Origin of the sequence: Ulvibacter litoralis (genome assembly GCF_900102055.1) — a bacterium.
GTDB classification, from domain to species: domain Bacteria; phylum Bacteroidota; class Bacteroidia; order Flavobacteriales; family Flavobacteriaceae; genus Ulvibacter; species Ulvibacter litoralis.
On record NZ_FNBA01000008.1, the window covers coordinates 1 to 21,157 of the forward strand.

Annotated in this window: 16 protein-coding genes and 1 tRNA gene; 11 read left to right on the forward strand and 6 right to left on the reverse strand. The window is 37.3% G+C overall.

Annotated elements, in window-relative coordinates; all coding sequences use genetic code 11:
• Positions 1-306: T9SS type B sorting domain-containing protein (locus tag BLQ00_RS15740; protein ID WP_139149437.1), on the forward strand; the 306-nt coding region annotated here is incomplete at its 5' end.
• A gap of 146 nt (positions 307-452) precedes the next feature.
• Here the strand turns inward: BLQ00_RS15740 and BLQ00_RS15745 are convergent.
• Both BLQ00_RS15745 and BLQ00_RS15750 read right to left on the reverse strand, forming a co-directional pair.
• Positions 453-1,976: an OmpP1/FadL family transporter gene (locus BLQ00_RS15745; protein WP_093145281.1), complete on the reverse strand. Its 1,524-nt coding sequence runs from the start codon at positions 1,974-1,976 to the stop codon at positions 453-455.
• Positions 1,977-2,004: 28 nt separating this feature from the next.
• Complete coding sequence (locus BLQ00_RS15750) at positions 2,005-2,994, reverse strand: hypothetical protein (protein ID WP_093145282.1); 990 nt, start codon at positions 2,992-2,994, stop codon at positions 2,005-2,007.
• 102 nt (positions 2,995-3,096) lie between these two features.
• On the opposite strand from BLQ00_RS15750, the gene proS reads away from it, so the two are divergent.
• From proS to rpsT, 3 genes are all read left to right on the forward strand, one after another.
• Positions 3,097-4,572, forward strand: coding sequence for a proline--tRNA ligase (proS, locus tag BLQ00_RS15755; protein ID WP_093145283.1), 1,476 nt, complete (start codon positions 3,097-3,099; stop codon positions 4,570-4,572).
• Between the two features lie 79 nt (positions 4,573-4,651).
• Positions 4,652-4,723: transfer RNA gene (locus BLQ00_RS15760), tRNA-Glu, on the forward strand.
• 27 nt (positions 4,724-4,750) lie between these two features.
• A complete protein-coding gene (gene rpsT, locus BLQ00_RS15765; RefSeq protein WP_093145284.1) occupies positions 4,751-5,002 on the forward strand; it encodes a 30S ribosomal protein S20 in 252 nt (83 codons plus the stop codon).
• Positions 5,003-5,085: 83 nt separating this feature from the next.
• On the opposite strand, the gene coaD is transcribed toward rpsT, so the two are convergent.
• Together coaD and BLQ00_RS15775 are read right to left on the reverse strand one after the other, a co-directional pair.
• Positions 5,086-5,535 carry a pantetheine-phosphate adenylyltransferase gene (gene coaD / locus BLQ00_RS15770; protein ID WP_093145285.1) on the reverse strand — a complete coding sequence of 150 codons (450 nt, stop codon included), beginning with the start codon at positions 5,533-5,535 and terminating at the stop codon, positions 5,086-5,088.
• 13 nt (positions 5,536-5,548) lie between these two features.
• The gene (locus tag BLQ00_RS15775; RefSeq protein WP_093145286.1) at positions 5,549-6,532 is read right to left on the reverse strand and encodes a D-alanine--D-alanine ligase; all 984 of its coding nucleotides are present in this window, start codon (positions 6,530-6,532) and stop codon (positions 5,549-5,551) included.
• A 97-nt stretch (positions 6,533-6,629) separates the two neighbouring features.
• Between BLQ00_RS15775 and BLQ00_RS15780 the strand changes: the two genes are divergently transcribed.
• Positions 6,630-7,247, forward strand: a complete 618-nt coding sequence (locus BLQ00_RS15780; protein ID WP_093145287.1) for a PASTA domain-containing protein — start codon at positions 6,630-6,632, stop codon at positions 7,245-7,247.
• Positions 7,234-8,283, forward strand: a complete 1,050-nt coding sequence (locus BLQ00_RS15785; RefSeq protein ID WP_093145288.1) for an RluA family pseudouridine synthase — start codon at positions 7,234-7,236, stop codon at positions 8,281-8,283. Before BLQ00_RS15780 ends, BLQ00_RS15785 begins: the two co-directional genes overlap by 14 nt.
• Before the next feature lie 79 nt (positions 8,284-8,362).
• Here BLQ00_RS15785 and BLQ00_RS15790 read toward each other — a convergent pair whose 3' ends face one another.
• Positions 8,363-10,126 (reverse strand): T9SS type A sorting domain-containing protein, encoded by a 1,764-nt coding sequence (locus BLQ00_RS15790; RefSeq protein ID WP_093145289.1) that lies wholly within the window; start codon positions 10,124-10,126, stop codon positions 8,363-8,365.
• A gap of 191 nt (positions 10,127-10,317) precedes the next feature.
• Between BLQ00_RS15790 and yaaA the strand changes: the two genes are divergently transcribed.
• From yaaA to BLQ00_RS15815, 5 genes are all read left to right on the forward strand, one after another.
• A complete protein-coding gene (gene yaaA / locus BLQ00_RS15795) occupies positions 10,318-11,079 on the forward strand; it encodes a peroxide stress protein YaaA (protein ID WP_093145290.1) in 762 nt (253 codons plus the stop codon).
• Entirely contained in the window at positions 11,079-11,738 is a 660-nt protein-coding gene (locus BLQ00_RS15800; RefSeq protein ID WP_093145291.1) for a uracil-DNA glycosylase family protein, read from the forward strand. The genes yaaA and BLQ00_RS15800 overlap by 1 nt, the downstream gene beginning before the upstream one ends.
• A gap of 206 nt (positions 11,739-11,944) precedes the next feature.
• Positions 11,945-13,279, forward strand: coding sequence for an HTTM domain-containing protein (locus BLQ00_RS15805; protein ID WP_093145292.1), 1,335 nt, complete (start codon positions 11,945-11,947; stop codon positions 13,277-13,279).
• A 13-nt stretch (positions 13,280-13,292) separates the two neighbouring features.
• A complete protein-coding gene (locus BLQ00_RS15810; protein ID WP_093145293.1) occupies positions 13,293-16,652 on the forward strand; it encodes a VCBS repeat-containing protein in 3,360 nt (1,119 codons plus the stop codon).
• 234 nt (positions 16,653-16,886) lie between these two features.
• Positions 16,887-20,939 (forward strand): HYR domain-containing protein, encoded by a 4,053-nt coding sequence (locus tag BLQ00_RS15815; RefSeq protein WP_175445478.1) that lies wholly within the window; start codon positions 16,887-16,889, stop codon positions 20,937-20,939.
• An 89-nt stretch (positions 20,940-21,028) separates the two neighbouring features.
• Here the strand turns inward: BLQ00_RS15815 and BLQ00_RS15820 are convergent, their stop codons facing one another.
• The gene (locus BLQ00_RS15820) at positions 21,029-21,157 is read right to left on the reverse strand and encodes a 30S ribosomal protein THX (RefSeq protein ID WP_093145295.1); all 129 of its coding nucleotides are present in this window, start codon (positions 21,155-21,157) and stop codon (positions 21,029-21,031) included.

Below are 21,157 nucleotides of genomic sequence, written 5' to 3' on the forward strand. Positions count from 1 at the left end.
AGAGGTTGTGGAAGTGTTACAATCGAGATTGGAGTGATTGACTATCCTAAGTTTATTACCCCGAATCAAGATGGGTATCACGATACTTGGAATATCATAGGAATTGCTTCCTTTGACCCTACAGCAAAAATCTACATATTTGACAGGTTTGGAAAACTCTTGAAACAAATTAGTCCGATAGGAGCTGGTTGGGATGGTACATATAATGGAAACGCATTACCTTCGAGTGATTATTGGTTCGTTGTAGAGTACACAGAACAAGATGTTCAAAAGGAATTTAAAGGACATTTTACACTGAAACGATAAACGTTCAGCAAGAAAAAAGATACGTAAGGACTAACTTACTATTTATACTAAAACAAAACCCTCTTATCAATTGCGATAAGAGGGTTTTGTTTTTTATAATGTAAATGCTTAATAAAGGCTATTTGTTTTTGTTTATTTCAATAGGTTTAGAATTTAAAACCTACTGAAAAAATAACATTACTAAAAGTAGTTTCTACAGCAGCAGTATCTGCTAATCCATACATTTCTTGATTTCTTTCTTGTTCTGCTCTAGCGTAAGAAAGATCAAGTGTGTAGTTTCCTAAATTATATCCTGCACCTAAAGAAAAGCCACTTAAGTCACCTATTGTTTCTTCATTATTGTAAGGGCTTCCTTCATATCGAAGGCCTCCACGAAGACTCAATTGATTAATACGGTATTCGCCTCCAACACGGATACTAGAAGCTCCTTTTAAAGAGCTTTCAATGGTGTTGTTAACAGTATTAAAGTAAGAGTCATAACCGTCTAGTGAGTCAAATTCTATGGAGCCATAGTCTTTATATGAGTAATCTAGACTGATAAGCGCTTGTTTTCCGAAGATATAAGCTGCACTGGCAGTCACTTTTCCTGGAGTTTTTAGGTAATAAGTTTCATACACATTTATAATTCTAGGATTTACAGTTTCAATAACAGATTGTCCGTTAGCTACTCGTTGAACTTCTAAATATTGAGAAGTCTCTTCAGTAATTTCGTACCATGTAGGTGTTTCTAAAGAAAGTCCAAGTCTAAGGTTGTTTTGAACTTTCATGATTCCACCAAATTGAGCAGAAAATCCAGAACCTTGAACAGATAAGTTGTTTTCAAATCCAACTAGGTTCACGGTGCTTCCATCGTTGTTATTACTTTCAAATAAAGTACTGGACTGATTGTAGTCTATAAGATGTGAATTTAGGTTTACTCCAAAATAAAATTGATCGGTAATTTGAGCAGAAAAGTTTGCTGTAAATTTATTATTACTTCCTTCAGAAAGAAGGATGTAATCATGGTTAAAATTTCTGTTTCCAGCAATGTTGGAGGTATATTCTGAATTTGAAGGGTCGTCTGGATCAATAGGGTCAATAATAAAACCTTGATAGCCTAAAAAGGCATTTTGAGCTGAGACGCCTTGTGTTTCTCCAAGATATGAGTATAAATCTGAGATTGATTCTCCAGATTGAAGTTGCAATAATTCTAATGGAATTCCTTGTGCTTGATTTCTGAAAAAGTCGCCAATTGAATTATTTCCTGTTCCCTTAATGAACAATTCATTGTCAAAATTTTTAGTTTGCTGATAGTTAAATCCGAATGTAAACTTTTTTAATTTAGATCCTTCTGAAGGGTTTTTGAAAACGAAAACAGCTCCTGCTTGATTTATGGTAAAATCGGTGTCAATACTTTTTGTATCTGTATTGAAGTAAGAAGCATTACTTTCTTTATCATTTGCTCCAATCGATACCGTACCACTCGAATTTAAAAAGACAGCGCTACCTGCAGGATTAATGCTAATGGCCGATAAATCGCCTCCTAGCGCTCCAAAAGCACCGCTTAATGCATTAAAACGAGCGGTACCTGTTGTTGCTTCTGATGAATACCTGAGGCCATCGATACTATTTTGTGCGTTCACCGTGGTCATAGCAATAGCAGCTATGATTAAAAATGAAATCTTTCTCATAGAAATTATTTAAATTAAATAGGATATTTTATTGACGACCTCCGCCGCGTCTTGTACTGGTGCTTCTAGTTCCGCTAGATGATCTCGTACTGCTAGAACTTCTAACAGTATTGCTTCTAGGAGTTGAAGATCTGGTAGTGTTAGATCTTATTGTAGTGTTTCTCGTCGTTCTATTTGTAGAAGGATTTGTAGTCGTAGATCTAGTAGTTCTGTTTGTAGAAGATCTAGTGGTTCTAGGTGTTCTAACAGTATTATTACTTTCTCTTCTCGTATTAGATCGCACTGTGTTATTTTGCGAACGACGTGTTGTTTCAGAATTAGAATAAGAACTTCTTCTATGGGTCGACACATTAGATCTATTACTTCTTGTTGAAGTTCTGTTAGGCGTATAATCTGTATTTCTTCTACCGCGGTTGTATGCTATGTGATGGTTGTATCCGTGTCCATACCCATATCCACCGTAATAGTATGGGTTGTTAAAGCCATATCCGTGGTAGTAATAAGGAGCATAATATCCTCCATAATATGGGTATCCCCATCCGTAGCTGAATCCCCAATATGGGTTGTACCAATTGCTTGCATATCCCCAACCATAATTCCAGTAAGGTCTGTTCCAATACCCGTAACCATATCCGCCATTATTGTAAATATTTACTGTAACAGTTTCAGAATTTGAGCCCCAACCTCCGTAGTTTTCTTCAACTTCTTCCGTTACAATGTAACCCTCTTCGTCTAAAGAATCGGTGGTGGTGTAAGCTTCAATATCTGTAAATATGGCTCCATCGTCAGGTAATTGATCGTATTCGCCCGATTTTGATTTAAAGTATTGTTTGTAGTAATTGGTTTTGTCAACTTCTTGCGGCTCAGTGTTTGTAGCTGTAGCAGTTTCCGAAGCGTATATTCCGTCCGTACTTCCGTAGTCATTATTGCTCGTACCACAGGCACTTAAGAGAATGGCAAACATCCCTGTGATAAAAACAGGTAACGCTTTTTTTATATATAAGATTTTGGTACGCATAACTATGATATTTAATTGTTGGACATTATAAAAATAAGTAGTTTTGCTGAGAACTACTAATATATTAACAATAGGTGCAAGTTTTGTGCCAAACTACAGGCTATGGCTAAGAATTTAACGACACGAAGTGAGGATTATTCTAAATGGTACAACGAATTAGTTGTACAAGCAGATCTCGCTGAGAATTCGGGAGTTAGGGGATGTATGGTTATCAAGCCATACGGGTACGCTATCTGGGAAAAAATGCAAGCAGAATTAGATAGAATGTTTAAAGAAACAGGACACGAGAATGCTTATTTCCCTCTTTTTATACCGAAATCGTATTTTAGTAAAGAGGCAAGTCATGTAGATGGCTTTGCGAAAGAGTGTGCCGTTGTGACGCATTATCGTTTAAAAAATGCGGAAGATGGAAGTGGTATTATAGTTGATCCTGATGCTAAACTAGAAGAAGAATTAATAGTACGTCCTACTTCTGAAACTATTATTTGGGATACGTACCGCAAATGGGTTCAGTCGTATAGAGATTTACCTTTATTGATAAACCAATGGGCAAATGTAGTGCGTTGGGAAATGCGTACACGTTTGTTTTTACGTACTGCCGAATTTTTATGGCAAGAGGGGCATACTGCTCACGCAACAGAGAAAGAAGCAATCGCTGAAGCAGAACAAATGATGCATGTATATGCAGATTTTGTAGAGAATTATATGGCAGTGCCTGTAATAAAGGGAGTTAAAACGGAAAGCGAACGATTTGCAGGTGCATTAGAAACCTATTGTATTGAAGCTTTAATGCAAGATGGAAAAGCATTACAAGCGGGAACGTCTCACTTTTTAGGACAAAATTTCGCCAAGGCATTTGACGTGAAATTTGCAACGAAGGAAGGGAAACAAGAATATGTATGGGCAACCTCTTGGGGTGTGTCTACACGTTTAATGGGAGCTTTGGTAATGACGCATAGTGATGATAACGGATTGGTGATTCCTCCAAAGTTAGCGCCAAATCAAGTGGTGATTGTTCCTATTTACAGAAATGATGAACAGTTTGATGCAGTGAGTGAAGTTGCAAAAGAACTTCAAAAAGAATTAAGAGCACAAGGGGTTCGTGTGAAGTTTGACGATAGAGATACTCAGAAACCTGGCTGGAAGTTCAATGAGTATGAAATGAAGGGGGTTCCCGTTCGAATTGCTATTGGACCTAAGGATTTAGAAAACGGGACGTTTGAGGTCGCTAGACGCGATACGCTTTCAAAAGAAATAATTTCTAAAGATAAAATTGTAGCTACGGTTGTTGGACTGATGGATGAGATTCAAACCAATTTATACACGAAAGCTGTCTCTTATCGAACAAATCATACCACCGAAGTAGATACATATGAGCAATTTAAGGAAGTTTTAGAGGCCAAAGGTGGCTTTATTTCGGCACATTGGGATGGTACTACCGAAACAGAGGAGCAAATAAAAAATGAAACAAAAGCAACAATTCGTTGTATTCCTTTGGATGGAAAAAAAGAAGCGGGAAGTTGCATTATTACTGGAAAACCTTCAAAAGGAAGAGTGCTATTTGCAAAGGCTTATTAAATTTTTTTCAAAAAAAGTTCAAGAGGTGTTGCAACATTCTAAAAAAGTTTTATCTTTGCATCCGCATTAAAAAAGCAATGGTCCGTTCGTCTAGGGGTTAGGACGCCAGGTTTTCATCCTGGTAACAGGGGTTCGATTCCCCTACGGACTACAAAAGTTAAGAAAAAAAAGAAGCATCATGGCGAATCATAAGTCAGCATTAAAGAGAATTAGAAATAGCGAAACAAAGCGTTTACGCAACCGTTACCAACATAAAACGGCTCGTAATGCTATGAAGAAATTCAAAGAGCTTACAACAAAACAAGAAGCTGAAAAAATGTTTCCTGAAGTTGTATCAATGATCGATAGATTAGCGAAGAAGAATATTATTCATAATAATAAAGCTTCTAACCTTAAATCTAACATGGCTAAGCATATCGCTGCTTTGTAAGAGATTTAATTCTTAACACAATATAAAAAACTCCTTCAGGTTACTGAAGGAGTTTTTTGATTTAGATGCTTTTTTAAAAGCAGTTAGATAACTGCTTCTGGAACGAGTGTGCGAATGTCTCCGTTGTTTCTTTTCACGTCTCTAACGATAGAAGAGGAGATGTTGCTTACCGAAGGAGAGCTTACTAAAAAGACGCTCTCTATGCCTGCAATAGCGACGTTGGTTTGTGCAATAGATTGCTCGTAATTAAGATCGGTGGTGTTTCGAAGTCCGCGAAGTATAAATTGCGCCCCCTCTTTTTTACAAAAATGAACCGTTAGCCCTGTATACGTTTTCACTTTAACAGTTGGCGTATCAGCAAACGTTTCTTCAATAAAGCGTTTGCGCGCTTCTAAGGAGTACATATACTTTTTATCAGCATTGATGCCAATAGCGATGATAATCTCATCAAACAAGGGTAAAGCTCGTTCTATAATATCTACGTGTCCTAATGTGATTGGATCAAAAGATCCTGGGAATACTGCGCGTCTCATACCTTAAATATACTTAGTTTTTAATTAAAACATTTTCAACAAGCATTCCGAAAAAATCGGTGAGTGTTAATCCAGCTTCTTTTACTTGCTTCGGAATAATACTTTCTCTCGATAAACCAGGGGTGGTGTTTGTTTCTATGAAATGAGGAATGCCATCCTGAATTATAAATTCACTTCTCGTTACTCCCTTCATATTTAATACTTGATATACTTGTTTGGTTTCAAGTTTCACTCTTTCTAGTTCTTCTTCAGAAATACGTGCAGGCGTAATCTCTTGTGATTTGCCTTGGTATTTTGCTTCGTAATCGAAGAAGTCGTTTTCAGAAACAATTTCCGTAGGAGAAAAAACAGTTATTTCGCCGTTGTGTGTAAAAGCTCCTACTGAAACTTCAACCCCAACCAATGCGGTTTCAATGATGATTTCTGAATCTTCTTCATACGCTTTTTCAATAGCTGGAAGGAGTTCTTCCATGGTGTTTACTTTACTAATTCCGAAGCTTGACCCCGACCTGTTAGGCTTCACAAAGCATGGAAGTCCTACTTTTTTTATTATTTCTTCGGAAAGTACCGCGTTCCCTTTGTTTATGTAGTACGAATTAGCACATCTTATTCCGAAGTTTTTCAACACAGAAAGACAATCTCGTTTGTTGAAACTTAAGGCCGCTTGATAAAAATCGGTGCTCGTTTGAGGAATCCCTAAAAGTTCCCAATACGCCTGAAGGTATCCGTTTTCACCTGGATTTCCATGTATGGTGTTAAAAACCACATCGGGAACAATGGTTTCTGTTCCGGTAGAAAAGCTAAAATCCGCTTTGTTTATAGGATGCTTCGTGCCGTCTTCTGCTACATAGTTCCATCCGTCTTTTAAAATATGGACAGGATAAACAGTGTATTTGGCAGTGTCTAACGATTCGCAAACCACAGAACCACTTAATAATGAAATTTTATATTCGCTAGAATAGCCGCCCATAGCTACGGCAATATGTTTTTTACTCATAACAAAACTATAAATACGTCGTTTAACAAAAATATCATTAATCAATAGAAGAATACTAACTTTAGGTTTTATATTTTTGCTTATTAATAATTTGCGTATGACTTTTTTCAAATATCTATTTACTAAGACCTTTTTAAGACAGTTATTGTTTGCTGTATTGGCATTATTGATATTATCATTTTTAATGTTATGGTGGTTGCGTGTTACAACCAATCACAACCAAAGAATTGAAGTGCCAGATTTGGCAAAACTGTCGTTGGATAAAGTAGAAGATGTTTTGGACGAATTAGACTTGCGTTATGAGATTTTAGACTCTGCAAATTTCAATCCTGAATATCCACGATTTTCAGTTATTGAGCAATTGCCAAAGGCAGGAAAGTTTGTAAAAGAAGATAGAAAGATTTACTTAACCTTAAATCCTTCAGATTACCGAAAAATAAAAGTACCAGAAGTTGTTGGTAAAACGGGAAGACAAGCAACGCCTACTTTGTTAGCTATGGGCTTTCAAATTGGGAAAGTGAGCAAGCGCCCGCATATTAGCGATCACGTATTAGAGTTACGCTATAAAGGCGAAAAGTTAGTGCCAGGTACTGAAATTCCGAAGACATCTGTGATAGATTTAATCGTAGGAGATGGTTCACAAAACCGAGTGCAGGAAGAAACAAATGATACAGAAGAAAACACCGATGAAACAGGAGACAATGGAGGAAACTAATTACGATGTTCCGCAGCAGGATGATGGGAATGATGATTTATATGAGCATTTTAGGTTTGTAGCAGACAAAGGGCAACAACCCTTGCGTGTGGACAAATACTTGATGAACAAAGTAGAAAACGCCACCCGAAATAAAATTCAAAAGTCGGCGAAAGACGGAAATATTTTTGTGAACGATGTGGCGGTAAAATCGAATCATAAGGTACGCCCTAATGATGTGGTAACCGTATTATTTGAGCATCCGCCGTATGAATATTTACTGAAACCCGAAGATTTACCCATTGATATTATTTACGAAGACGATGACGTGTTGGTGGTGAATAAACAAGCGGGAATGGTAGTGCATCCGGGTCACGGTAACTATAGTGGGACTTTGATTAATGCGCTTACCTTTCATTTTGAAAACTTACCGAACAACAGTAGTGATCGTCCAGGATTGGTGCATCGTATCGATAAGGATACAAGTGGTCTTTTGGTGGTAGCTAAGACTGAAATTGCCATGACACATTTGTCGAAGCAGTTTTTTAAGAAATCTACGGAAAGAGAATACTTAGCTTTGGTGTGGGGAAATATTGAAGAAGACGAAGGAACCATTGAAGGAAATATAGGCCGTCACCCTAAAAACAGATTGCAAAATACTGTTTTTGAGGGGGAAGATGCCGAAGAAAAAGGAAAACCAGCGGTTACTCATTTTAAAGTATTGGAGCGTCTTACCTATGTTACTTTGGTGTCTTGCCGATTGGAAACAGGGAGAACGCACCAAATTCGTGTGCACATGAAATACATTGGACACACCTTGTTTAACGATGAGCGTTATGGAGGAGAGCGTATTTTAAAAGGAACTACTTTTTCTAAATACAAACAGTTTGTTGAGAATTGTTTTAAAGTACTTCCGAGGCAAGCGTTACACGCACGAACTCTAGGGTTTAAGCATCCAGTATCTGGCGAAATGCTTCGCTTTGAAGCGCCAGTGCCAGATGATATGCAACAATGTTTAGAGAAGTGGAGAAACTATTCTAAACACGTTATCGAGTAGTAATTTACTGATATTAAATATAAAAAGCCTGAAGTATCGTAAGATACTTCAGGCTTTTCGGTAGTAATAAGTAGGTGTTCTACTTTTTAACCCATTTTGCGGTGAAGTTTTGTTCTCCACTTGTGATTGCTACGAAATAAAGACCGCTTTTTAATGCCTTTAAATTGTAGTTTAATGTTGTGTTCTGCTGAATTGTAGCCGCTTCAGAAAAAACTACTTTCCCGTCTAAGCTATATATTTTAACCGTTGCATCTTCCAAAGCAATAGGTAGTGATAGGTTGAGTTCGCCTTCAGAAGGATTCGGACTAATTTTAATGCTGTAGTTTGAAGCGATATCATTCACTCCAGAAACAGTTTCAGTTACTAAACCATCGCGGTAATTGTTTCCTTTATATCCATTTCGAAGTATTTTTGAAGCGTTGTAAGGCACATCAAGATTGTAAACATGTACAAACGTTGAATCTACACCTGCACCAAAAGTTTGAGTGTACGAGTTTGCGGTAAGATCCATTAAGCCATCTCCATCAACATCGCCAATTACAGCTCCGTTTAAAAAAGTAAACCCTCTTGTACGAAGTGGGAAATCTGCTAACTCGCCACTTCCATCCGTAGAAAATGCATGAATGTAACCATAGCCATCTGCATCGGTTAAGGTGCTTGAGAAAATAATATCGTACACATTGTCATCATTAATATCAGCAATGGTTAAAACACCTTCGTTACCACCGTATTTTGAAATCGGGTAGTTCGGTAAGTTCGATCCATCTGGAGCCAATCCGTATACAACATCTAATGGAGTACCGTCATTACTCGTATTTCGGTCTGCCATAAAAAGTTCATACGTTCCATCACCTTCCAAATCGGCAACAGTTGCTGGAGAATATGTCCATCCGCCTAAAGCAACAGGCCATCCTGGTGCGTAGGTTGCATCATGATCCATCACGTAAAAACCAGGGGCGTCTCCGTGATTACTTCCTACAATTTCTAAGGTTTCGTCCCCGTCTAAGTCAACTAAAATAGGGGATTGATACGAGTATCTTACATTTGGATCTGCCAACGGAAATCCAGGAAGTAATGTCCCGTCGCTATCATACGCGTACATTCCAGTTGAAGAAGTTGCGATGACAACGTCTTTCGTTCCGTCGTTGTCAATGTCTCCAATAGAAGGCGTAAATGCAGGAGTAGCATCAAATTGTACAGGCCAGTTTGCGTTAAGAGGTGTTCCGTCTAAATTTAAAGCGTGCACATACCCTTCTGTAGAACCAAATCGTTCACACGTAATAATATCAAGTGTTCCGTTTCCGTCTAAATCTGAAACGGCAGGTGCATTAATCATCCATTTGTCATCAAAATTTAATGGCCAACCTGCTAAATCAGTTCCTTCATGGTCCATTGCGTAGATACGTCCTACGGTTGTTGGATATCCAGTGTTCAAGATGATTTCCATATCACCATCTTCGTCCATGTCAACCACCGTTGGAGGAAGTAAAATAGGACCTAATACGGCTTTCTCCCAAAGAAGAGAACCATCACCTTTAATGGCATACAATGTAGTATTAATACCATAGATGATTTCGTCAACTCCATCTCCATCTAAATCGGCTAATGTGGTTCCTCTTGAGTTTTTTATTTGTGGATTTGCAGGTTCTCCAAAGCGAAAAATTTGTGAAGGACTTACAGGTCTTTGCGAGCTATTTTGATAGGCTTCAGGTAGCGTTACTGTTTCAACTTGAAGCGTTCCATCTTCAGATAGTGAGGCTTTATTTCCTAAAACAGTTTGCGCGATACTTGGTGTGAGAGCTAGTAAAAAGGCAAAGAAAGATGCGTTTAGTTTTTTATTCATAATTGGGTTTTTATTAGTTAATAAGCTAAAACTACCATATTTTTTAGTAGAAAAATGTTAAGTTATTAAAAATAATTCTTTTTGAGGATTTAAAAAAGTATTGGTAAACCGAATGAAACTATCGATTTAATATATCTAGTTGCGTTGTATCGCGCTGTATTTCTTTCTATTTTTGAACAAAAGCATTGTTTATGAAAATTGTTGTTTCTCCAGCAAAATCTCTGGATTATAAAACGGAAGTACCTACTACTAAAAGCACGCAGCCTATTTTTTTAGAGGAAGCGGAAGCAATTAATAATAAGTTAGAGCGCAAGTCGAAAAAAGCTATTGGAGAGTTAATGCATATAAGTGATGCATTGGCAGAATTGAACTACAATCGTTATAAAGAATTTTCGATACCTTTTACCAAACAAAATGCACGTCCAGCAGTTTTTGCTTTTTCAGGCGATGTGTATGTAGGGTTGAATGCCTATACACTTTCAGAAGAAAAACTCGAAAGCTTACAAAATACGTTGCGAATACTATCGGGTTTGTATGGTCTTTTGAAACCACTCGATTTAATGCAACCCTACCGGTTAGAAATGGGAACAAGTTTGCCTATCAACCGAAAGAAAAATTTATATGAATTTTGGGGAAATACCCTTACGGAGGCTTTAAATGAAGAGCTAGCAGACGACGAGTTATTTCTGAATCTTGCAAGTAACGAGTATTTTAAAGCTCTGAAGCCTAAAAAGTTGAAAGTCCCTGTGATTTCTCCTGTGTTCAAAGATTTTAAAAACGGAAAGTTGAAAATCATTTCTTTCTTTGCGAAAAAGGCAAGAGGTAGTATGGTGCGTTATATAATTGATAAAGACATAACTACTTTAGAAGGAGTGAAAGGATTCGATTATGACGGATATGCCTTTAGTGCGGCACATACCGAGAACGAACTAGAACCCGTTTTTATTAGATAGTGTTTCATCATACCCATCCATATCCACCGTTTATTCCAGAAAACACCACCAAGTTAATTGTAGGTACGTTGCCACCACCGCGATTTACGTCGGGCGATTTAAAAGAAGGCGATGTTAATTTTTGCTACGGAAGTCGCGACGGACAGTTATGGCCAATTCTAGATCGTATTTTTGAATTGGATTTAAAGTTTGAAACCACTGCGGAAGCCATTGAGCAACGAAAAAACTTCTTAAAAGCTCGAAACATTGGCATTTGTGATATTGTGGCTTCCGCAAAACGCGACAAAATTGATGCTTCAGATTTAGGGATGCAAGATATTGAACTTCGTGATGTTGTTGCGGTGCTTCAGAAATACCCAAAAGTGGATACGTTATTATTTACGGGAGGAAATAGCAAAAATGGTCCCGAATATTTTTTCCGAAGACATTTAAAAACATATTCCGTTTCATTAGAAGTTATTGATGATACGGTGCCAAGAATACACGCGTTTACACTTCCGGAATCTTTCAGAAAAATAAAAACAGTTTCATTAACGGCACCATCTGGAGCCGCCAATAGGGCCGTGGGTAGTTTGTTAGCCTACCGAGAAATGAAAGCTACTTTCCCTGAGAAAACGACCATCGATTTTAGAATTGAACAATACACTCCTTTTTTCTAGTTTGTTTTATACCTAATAACTCCAAAGAAACATTTTTACACACAACGATCTACCAGTTTTGTGGGAGGTCATGTAAACACATTCTTTAGTTGTCTTCGCAATTCTTTGTATGGATGAATATATAGTTTGTTTATATTGAGGTAGCTATAAAAAAAAACTGCTCTCTTTTTTTAATTAAATTATATTGTGGTATAATTGAATTAAATATGAAAAAACTAACCCAACAAATTAACGGAACCTCTTTAGCTATTTTTAGAATAGGATTTGGGTTGATAATGATTTGGGAGTTGATTTATTTTTTAAGATTAGATTTTGTAAAAGTCTTTTTAATTGATCCGCAAGTTCAATTTACGTATTCTTTTTTACCCTTCTTAAAACCCTTGCCGGAGCCTATTTTAGATGTATTGCTTATCGTACTCATGGTCGCATGCTTTTTTATTACAATAGGAAGGTATTACAAACAGGCTATGATTGTCTTTTTTGTGGGTTTCACCTATATTTTTCTGCTAGATAAGGCGTATTACAACAATCACTTGTATCTTATTTGTTTGCTCTCTTTTTTAATGATTTTTATTCCTGCAGATGATGCGTTGTCTTTTAAAAAGAATAAAGAGAAAACTGCTACGCCGCCACTGTATTGGCACATACTCATTTTACGGTTACAGTTGGCCTTAGTGTATTTTTTTGGTGGGGTGGCGAAGTTAAATTACGATTGGTTAATTTCTAACGAACCGGTTAGGTCGATGCTTGCTAATTTGTCTAAAACAAGTTTTTTAGGAGATGCACTTACCTCTAATTTTTCGATTTACTTTTTTACGTATGGCGGACTTCTATTTGATTTGCTAATCCCTTTTTTACTGTTTATTCCGAAGACAAGAAAGATGGCGGTTTTAATGGCGTTGCTTTTCAATGTGTTAAATGCGTGGATTTTTGAAGACATTAATATTTTCCCTTATTTTATGATGCTTTCTCTTCTGCTATTTCTAGATACGGATCGTGTAGCCAACTTTGTTCGGAAAAAGGTTGAAGGGAAGAAAACCAGCGTTCAAACAGCTGTATCGTTTGGAAATTTAAAAAAGCCTATGTTAGTTGTATTGGGAGTGTATTTTTTAATTCAATTAATACTACCAGTACGACATTTATTGTATAACGGAAATACAGATTGGACGGGTCTTGGGCAACGGTTTGCATGGCGCATGAAAATTCAGCATAGAACCTTAGAAAAGATGGAGTTTAAAGTGTGGGATGTACAAAAGAAAGTTATTTATCCTGTGGGTGTTGATCAGTACGGATTGAATCAAGATCAGATTAATTTATTAGCTTTCGATCCAACAGCAATTTTACAATTTGCCGATTTTCTAAAAACCCATACGAAGAAGAATAAGTCCATGAACGATGTTTTGGTAAAGGCAACTGTAGAGGTTACATTTAATGGTAGAGCCCCTCAAAAGATATTTAATGATGATTTAAATCTGTTAGACGTTGGAAGTAGTGCTTCAGAGTTGTCAAAATGGATACAGCCTTTAAATACTAATAGATAAAAGTTATAAAAGAATGAAACATAAGTTACACCACAGGTTTGCCTCTTTTTTGTATTGTCAAATAAAGTTAATAGCTCTTATTAGCATTCTATTAATGGTTCAAAGTTGCAATGAAAAGGAAGTGGTAGTTGAAGAATTTTCAGGTCCTTTGTTTACCTCAATTGCTTCTGAAGCCTCTGGAGTTACATTTATTAATGCATTGCCCGAAACACCTGAGATGAATATCTTAACCTATCAATACCTTTATAACGGTGCGGGAGTTTCAGTTGGGGATATCAATAATGATGGGCTTGCTGATATATTTTTTAATGCCAATTTCGGACCTAATCATTTGTATTTGAATAAAGGTGATTTCACATTTGAAGAGATTGGAAGAACTGCAGGTGTAGGAGGAAAGAGAGCATGGTCTACGGGCTGTACTATGGTTGATATTAATAATGATGGGTTTTTGGATATTTATTTGAGTTATTCTGGGAATACGGAAGCTAACTTTCGAAAAAACGAACTTTTTATAAACAACGGCGACCTTACTTTTACAGAAAAAGCTTCAGAATATGGACTAGCAGATACTGGGTATTCAACTCAGGCATCCTTCTTTGATTATGATAAAGATGGTGATTTAGATATGTTCATGTTAAACCATCCTATTAATCCTTCATTAGACCTTGATTTTAATAAAATGGTTTCAGAAAGAAATATAGATGCTGGAGATCGTTTGTATAGAAATGATGGTGGAAAATTTATTGATGTAAGTGAAGCGGCAGGAATTATAAGCAATAGTATTGGATATGGTTTAAGCGCTTCTATAGGAGATATTAATAACGATGGTTGGCCAGATGTATATGTTTGTAATGATTTTTTGGAACGAGATTATCTGTATGTAAATAATGGTGATGGAAGTTTTTCAGAAAAAGCAAAAGAAGCAACGCGGCATATTTCAAATTTCTCTATGGGGTCTGATATGGCCGATTTTAACAATGACGGCTTGTTAGATTTAATGGTGGTAGATATGGTTGCTGAAGATAATTACCGGATCAAAACAAATATGTCTGGGATGAATCCTGAAAAGTTTTATAGCGCTGTAAACCATGGTTTTCATCATCAGTATATGATGAATACCCTGCAAATGAATAATGGGAATGGTACATTTAGTGAAGTTTCCAAATTGGCAGGTGTGGGAAATACCGATTGGAGTTGGGCTCCCCTATGGGCAGATTTTGATAATGATGGTTTGAAAGATCTTTTTGTTACAAATGGACTTCGGAAAGAGGCGCGGAATAATGACTTTGTGAAGAAGAAGAAGGTATTATTGAAGGAAATGGAAAAGAATCCTGAGCAGCGATTAGAACTTCTGAAGAAAATGCTGGATGAAATGCCTTCGACCAAACTGAAGAATTATAGTTTTAAAAATGGCGGAGACATCTCTTTTTCAAACGTTACAGAAAACTGGGGTCTTGACGAGCCTTCTTTTTCAACGGGAGCTGCGTATGCCGATTTTGATAACGATGGCGATTTGGACATAGTAATTTCAAATATTGATAACCCTGCTTTTATCTATAAAAATAATGGTGAAAAACGGAAGTCGAATCAGTATCTGAAGGTAAAATTAAAAGGACCGTCTCAGAATACTTCAGGAATAGGGGCCCGTATTACCCTAAAAAGTGGGGGTGACTTTCAAATGAAGGAGCATTATCTAAATCATGGATACTTATCTTCAATGGAGGACAAGTTGCATTTTGGGTTGGGAACTACCACTAAAATTGACTCTTTATGGGTAGAATGGCCTGACGGAAGCAGAAAAGTGCTTGCCAATGTAGCTGCAAACAAAGAGATTTTAGTAGCCTATGAAAAAGGAGCATCGGCACCATTGGCTAGTTTGTATAAAACTGCGCCTACTAAAATGATGGCTGAGGTTACCGAGGAAATTAAAATTGATTATAAGCACCAAGAGAATGAGTATAACGATTTTGAAAAAGAAAGTTTATTGCCACATAAAATGTCTATGATGGGTCCAGGGATGGCTGTCGCAGACGTGAATGGTGATGGATTAGACGATTTCTATGTTGGAGGAGCCAAAGGATTTGCGGGGAAACTTTATGAACAGCAAGTGGATGGAACTTTTGTTGAAACCAATGCAAGTACTTTGAATAAAGATGCTGGGAACGAGGATGTAGCCGCGGTGTTTTTTGATGTTGACCAAGATGGAGATCAAGATTTATACCTTGTAAGCGGAGGAAATGAATTTGAAGCCAATTCGCAACAGTTACAAGATCGTTTGTATCTAAATGATGGTACAGGTAGTTTTCAAAAGGCGCTAAATAAACTTCCTAAAATGGTAACAAGTGGAGGTTGTGTTGCTGTTGAAGATTACGACGGTGATGGAGATTTGGATCTTTTTGTAGGCGGAAGAGTGATTCCGGGGCAGTATCCAAAGGCGCCTCGTAGTTATTTACTTCGGAATGATGCCGGTGTTTTTGTAGATGTTACTTCGGAAATAGCTCCAGGTCTATTGAATCCTGGATTGGTTACTTCGGCTATATGGACGGATTATGATAAGGATGGTAAAAAAGATTTGATGGTTACTGGAGAATGGATGCCGATTACGGTGTATAAGAATGATACAGATGGATTTGTAAATGTTTCCGAAGCAATTGGACTCACAAACACTGAAGGATGGTGGTACAGTATAACAGCAGGCGATTTTGATAATGATGGAGATGAAGATTATATGCTAGGAAATTTAGGACAAAATTATAAGTATCAAGCAAGTTTAGATAATACGTTTGATATCTATTATGATGATTTTGATGATAATAAAACAGGCGATATTGTTTTGAGTTACAAAGAAGATGGTAAGGCAGTGCCTTTACGTGGGAGACAATGTTCTTCCGAGCAAATGCCGTTTATTAAAGAGAAATTTGGCACGTATGATGAATTTGCGAAAGCAAGTATGGAAGATATCTTTGATGCTAAAAAACTAAAAAATGCATTACACCTTGAAGCAAAATCGTTTGCAAGTGTTTTTATAAAGAATAATGGAGCTAATAACTGGGAAGTTGTAAACTTGCCGCGATTAGCGCAGCTGTCTTCTGTAAATTCTATGCTAGTTCATGATGTTGATAATGACGGTAATTTAGATGCAATTTTGAGTGGAAACTTATATGCTTCGGAAGTAGAAACGCCTAGAAATGATGCTGGTAACGGTTTGGTTTTAAAAGGTGATGGTGCTGGAGGTTTTAAAGCACTTACACTTCAAAAGACCGGTTTTTTCACGCCTAGGGATAGTAAAGAACTTCATTTTTTAACAATAAAAAACAAACTACATATTGCTGTCGTGAACAATAATGATGTACTTCAGTTTTTTCAATTTTAAGAATAATTTTTTTAAAAAAATAAAAGGGTAAATGAAGTGTCTTTAAACATGAAAAACTTCAGTTTTAGCTTCTATAGATTGGTGTTTGTTTCAATATGTACATTTGAATATTTTTAAAAAAAGTATATAGTTTTAAAAACCTTATTTTATTCCTCCTAATTTCCTTTGTATTATTGATATTTTATGTTATTTTTAACATTTAAATCTTGTTTAATTAACTTAAATTATATCAATATGAAAAAATTTACTTTAGGGATTGTACTTAGTATAGTCTTTCTTTTAACGGGCGCTTTGCAGGCTCAAATTTCGACCTTTCCTTATCAGGAAGGATTTGAAGCTGGAGCTGGCGGATGGGCCAGTGATGCAGGAGCCAATGACTCTTGGGTACTAGGTACGCCTGCAAAAGTTGTAATTGTTGGGGCCTCAGAAGGAACTAATGCTTGGGTAACAAGTTTAGCTGGTACTTATCCAGCAAATCAATTATCGGCAGTGGAGAGTCCTGTTTTTGACTTTTCAGCTTTAGCAGGCGATCCAACTATTACAATGGACGTTTGGTGGGAATCTGAATTAAGCTGGGACGGAACGGTTCTACAATCTTCTATTGATGCGGGAACTTCCTGGCAAGATGTAGGGGCTTTAGGGGATCCGGACAACTGGTATACTGATGGTACTATTAATGCTTTGCCAGGATCAGAAGATGGCTGGTCAGGTCGTAATGGAACTGGAAGTGGTGGCTATGTTGAGGCAGAACACTTATTAGATGGTCTAGCTGGGGAAGCTGCTGTAACACTTCGTGTATTATTCGGATCTGATGCTAGTGGTCAGGACGATGGTTTCGCTTTCGATAACGTAAGAATTACTACTCAAGTAGGAGATGCTCCAGTAATTGCATGTCCTGCAGATTTAATAATTGATACTACAGCAGGAATGTGTTCTGGTGTCGCTAACTGGGCAACTCCAGTAGCTATTGATACCGAAGATGGCCCAATCACACCAGTTCAAACAATGGGACCTGCAAGTGGAAGTGCGCTTCCAACAGGTGTAACAATTATTGAATATACAGCAACCGATAGTGACGGAAATATGACTCCGTGTCAATTTACAGTAACAGTAGTTGATAATGAAGCTCCTGTAGCTGTTTGTCAAGATCTTGCTTTAGACCTTGACGCTTCTGGAATGGCAACAATCACTGTTGCTGATTTAGACAACGGTTCTTCAGATAACTGTGGTATTGTTTCTTCAACAATGACAATAGGTGCTGGTGGACCTGCAACTTTAAATGTTGGTTTTGCTTCTAATAATGGTGCTGCAGGTAATATGTTTGATGTTATGGCAATTAATCCTATAACGATTAATTCTTTCGATATCAATGCAAACGATATAGCTGGTGAAAGCCATGATTATGAAGTATATTATAAAGTTGGTACTTGGGTTGGTTCTGAAACAACTTCAGGAGACTGGACGTTAGTTGCGAGCCCAACAGGTATAATTACTGCTGGAGTTAATGTTCCAACGCCTTTAAACCTTGCATTAGGTATTAATGTTGCTGCTGGAGATACAGTTGCTTTCTATATAACTGCTACAGATGGTTCAACATTAGCTTACACTGGCGCGACAGGTACTACAGGTACAGGGAACTTATGGGCTAGTGATGCGAACTTAGAATTTTATGAAGGTGCTGGTAAAGGTTACCCATTTGGTTCTACATTTGCACCTCGCGTTTTTAATGGAAACATTCAATATGAAGCGGGTCCACAAGTATTTTCAGGAACATTCGATTGTTCTAATATAGGATCTAATGTTATTAATGTAACACATACAGATGCTCAAGGTAATTCTACTTCTTGTTCATCTACTGTTACTATTACCGATAATACTGCTCCAGACATTGTTTGTATTGGACAACCAGCAACTGTTACTGATTCAACGACAGATGCACCTGCTTTAGCAATTCCTGATTCGGATGCTGCAGGAGTTGATACTATTATTACAATTGCTGATGACTTTAGCATTACAGATTTAGATGTAGATCTTGATATTACTCATACATGGGTTGGAGATCTTATTGTTACTTTAACTTCACCTGCTGGAACATCAGTTGTTCTTGTGGACAGAATGGGAGTTCCTGCGACATCAACTGTTGGTTGTAGTTCAAATGATATTTTAATTACAATCGATGATGAAGCTACTGATCCTATTGAGGACGAATGTGAGCCAGGACCTCCTGCTGCAAGTGGTTCTTTTGTTGGTAATGGAGCTCTTTCTGCTTTCGATGGTGAAAGCACAATGGGAGACTGGGTACTTAATGTATCTGATAACGCTGGTGGTGATACAGGAATAATTAACTCTTGGGGACTAAGCTATAGCCACGATATGTCTGGAACTCCTTTAGAGGTAGTTTTAGATGCTAATGGTAATGCTTCTATCAACGCTGCAGATTTATTATTATCTGTTAACGAAGGTTGTGGATACTCTGTAACGGTTGGTTCAGCACCTGTTCCAACAACATTAAGTACACCTCTTACAGGTGGTAATGGAAACTTTGGTAATATGTTTGACGTAAACGCGCTTACAGATATTACTGTTGATTCTTTTGATGTTCACGGTGATGTAGGTTTAACTTTCGACGTAAATGTTTGGGTAAAAACTGGAACTCATGTAGGTTTTGAAGCAGATGCTTCTGCTTGGACACTTCTTGATACAGCTGTAGGTATTGTTTCTAATGGAGACGGAGTAGTTACTCCACTTAACTTAACATTAGGATATACAATTCCAGCTGGTGAAACACATGCATTCTTCGTATCTCCAATTGGAGGTGGGTTTAACTATCATAATGGTACAGCAGTTGGAGCAATTGCAGGTGCTGATGCAAATTTAGAATTGTTAGAAGGTTCTGCTGTTGATGAAGCTTTCTCTGGTACTGTTTTCGCACCACGTGTGTTTGAAGGAAACATTATTTATAGTGCTGGTGGAGGAGTTTCAAGTACTGTAGATTTCGATTGTTCTAACTTAGGAGATAATCTTGTAGAAGTAACTGTAACAGATGATAGCGGTAACGTATCTACTTGTACAGCTACTGTAACTGTATTAGATGAAACTGCTCCAATTTTAGTATGTTCTTCAGATGCAACTATTGAGTTAGGTCCTGATGGAACTGCGGTAGTAGATCCAATGGCTTTATTAGCTGTAATGCCTACTACATATAACGTTATGACAATTAGTAGCGATAACCAATCAGGTCTTGAAGGATTTACAGATCTTACAGTTCCTGTAACTGAAGCTGCTACAATTACATTCGACTGGTCGTATAGTACTGCTGATGGAGCCGATTTTGATGGATTTGGATATCTTTTAAACGGTGTTTACACTGAGTTAATTGACCCACTAGGAGCAACCAACCAAACAGGTAGCGCTTCTGTAGCGGTAGCTATTGGAGATGTATTTGGTTTCCGTTCTCAATCTGATGATGGATTATTCGGTGGTTGTTCTACTGTAGTAAGCAACTTTATGCCAGGATTTACAGGTCAATTTGACCCTGCTAACTGGACAGAAACATTGACCAACTCTGATGGATCTGCAGAATTTATAGAAATTCCAGGTGGACCATTATCATTTGATGCTTGTGGAATCACTGTATTAGCAGTTGATATTACTGAAGTTAGTTGTGATGACATAGGAACACCTCTTACTATTACAGTATTTGCTAGTGATGCAAGCGGTAACATAGCATCTTGTACTTCTACTGTAACTGTTGTTGATGCTTTAGGACCAGTTGTAACTTGTCCTGCAGATCAAACTCAAGATCCTGGAGCTGGAAACTTATTCTATGAAGTGCCAGATTACTTCGCAACTGGAGAGGCTACTGCTGAAGATAACTGTACAGATCCTGTAACTATTTTCTCTCAAGATCCTGCTGCTGGAACGTTATTACCTGATGGTGTATATCCAGTAACTATTTCTGCTGAAGATGAATATGGTAATGTTGGTTCTTGTACATTTACACTTACTGTTGAAAGTGTACTTGGAGTTGAAGATAATACATTAGATATCGCTATCGCAATGTATCCTAACCCAGCTCAAGAGCAAGTAACAATTTCTAATAACTCTAATATCCAACTTGAAAAAGCTACGATATACGACTTAAACGGAAAAATGGTGAACCAAGTAAACCTTAGCAATATGCAAGGTGAGAAGGTGATCGATATTTCTGCGTTAGCGTCTGGAGTATATGTTGTTCAAATAATTAGTGACCAATCAAGCACTGTAAAACGTTTGATTAAAGAGTAATCTTTACTGGTTAAACAACCAACCAAAAAAAGGAAAGCCCCTTCACACATTGTGAAGGGGCTTTTTAATTTATACTACTAGTTAAAATACTATTGTTTTATTTGAGAATCTTTTATTGTCTTAGGTCTAATATTAAATTTTTTTCGTCTTGGACGTAGCTTTCCGAATGTCCCTAAAATAATTTTTCCTCGTTTTGTTTTTTTATCTCCTTTTCCCAT